Origin of the sequence: Streptomyces sp. NPDC056128 (genome assembly GCF_042263835.1) — a bacterium.
Taxonomy (GTDB): domain Bacteria; phylum Actinomycetota; class Actinomycetes; order Streptomycetales; family Streptomycetaceae; genus Streptomyces.
The window spans coordinates 1-1,889 of sequence record NZ_JBHJVQ010000085.1; the positions used below are offsets into that span (position 1 = coordinate 1).

General features: G+C 69.7%; 1 protein-coding gene. It reads left to right on the forward strand.

Annotated features, from left to right (window positions below):
* Nucleotides 1–78 precede the first annotated feature (78 nt).
* Nucleotides 79–1,889 (forward strand): condensation domain-containing protein (locus tag ACFC1X_RS40715; RefSeq protein WP_376364809.1); only part of this gene is annotated, 1,811 nt, incomplete at its 3' end.

The window sequence follows — 1,889 nt, forward strand, 5'->3', positions numbered from 1 at the left end:
TTGTCGGCTGAGGTGGCGCGGGTGTGGGCGGGTGGCCGGGTGTTGGTGAACACGTATGGGCCGACGGAGGCGACGGTGATGGTCACCGCCGGGCATGTGTTTGAGGGTGGGGTGGGTGTGCCTGCGGTGGGTGGGCCGGTGGCGAACGCTCGGGTGTATGTCCTGGACCGGTTCCTGGAGCCGGTGCCGCCGGGGGTGGCAGGGGAGCTCTACGTCGCTGGCGTGCAGCTGGCCCGCGGGTATCACCAGCGTCCGGGGCTGACGGCGGAGCGGTTCGTGGCGTGTCCGTTCGGTGGTCTGGGGGAGCGGATGTACCGGACCGGTGACCTGGCGCGGTGGACCACGGACGGGCAGCTGGCATTCGTCGGTCGTGCAGATGATCAGGTCAAGGTCCGCGGGTTCCGGGTCGAGCCGACCGAGGTCGAGGCGGTTCTGGCGGCGCATCCCGGGGTGGGCCAGGCGGTGGTGGTCGCTCGTGAGGACGTGCCGGGTGACAAGCGCCTGGTCGCCTACGTCGTGCCCGAAGGCGACGCCGTTCTGGGTGACGGTTTGCGGAGCTTTGTGGCTGAGCGGTTGCCGGAGTACATGGTGCCGTCAGCGGTGGTGGTGCTCGATGAGCTGCCGCTGTCGGTGAACGGGAAGCTGGACCGCCCATCGCTCCCCGCCCCCGAGTACTCGTCTGCCGGTGGGCGAGGCCCCGCCACGGTGGCTGAAGAGCTGGTGTGCCAGGCGTTCGCGGATGTCCTGGGCGTGGAGCGGGTGGGGGTGGAGGACAACTTCTTCGAGCTGGGTGGGCACTCGTTGCTGGCGATGCGGTTGGTGTCGCGGTTGAGGGTGGCGTTCGGGGTCGAGGTCGGTGTGCGGGCCTTGTTCGAAGCTCCGACTCCGGCGGGGTTGGCTGGGCGGATCACGGGTGCGGATGCGGCGCGGGCGGGGTTGGTGCGGTGGGTGCGGCCGGAGCGGGTGCCGTTGTCGTTTGCGCAGCGGCGGTTGTGGTTCTTGGCGCAGTTGGAGGGGCTGAGCGCGACGTACAACATCCCGATCGCGCTGCGGCTGGAGGGTGTGTTGGACGTGGCTGCGCTGCGGGCGGCGTTCGGTGATGTGATGGTCCGGCATGAGGTGTTGCGGACGGTGTTTCCGGTGGTGGACGGGGAGCCGTATCAGCAGGTTCTGGCTGTCGGTGAGTTGGGGGAGGTGCTTCGGGTCGCGCAGGCCGCCGAGGGTGAGGTGGCGGACCTGGTGATGGAGGAGATCGGTCACGGGTTCGATCTCGGGGTTGAGGTGCCGTTGCGTGCGCTGCTGCTGGGGATCGATGAGGACGTGCACGTCGTGGTCGTGGTGGTGCATCACGTTGCGGGGGATGGGTGGTCGATGGGGCCGCTGGCGCGGGACATCTCGATGGCGTACGCGGCGCGGTGTGCTGGTGAGGCCCCGGCGTGGGAGCCGCTGCCGGTTCAGTACGCGGACTACACCCTGTGGCAGCGGGAGCTGCTGGGTGATGAGAGTGATCCGGACAGTGTGCTGGCCGGACAGGTCAGCTTCTGGCGGGATGCGCTGGCGGGGGCGCCGCAGGAGCTGGCACTGCCGGGCGACCGGCCGCGGCCGGCGATGGCCTCGCACCGGGGTCACACAGTGATGCTTGAAGTCCCGGCGCAGGTGCATGCGCGGCTCGCGGCGCTGGCGCGGGAGCAGGGCGTCACGCTGTTCATGGTGGTGCAGGCCGCGCTGGCCGTGCTCCTGTCGAAGTTGGGTGCGGGCGAGGACATTCCCGTCGGTACGGCAGTGGCCGGCCGCACCGACCAAGCCCTCGATGACCTGGTCGGGTTCTTCGTCAACACCCTGGTGCTCCGCACCGATGTGTCGGGGGACCCGACCTTCGGCGAGCTGCT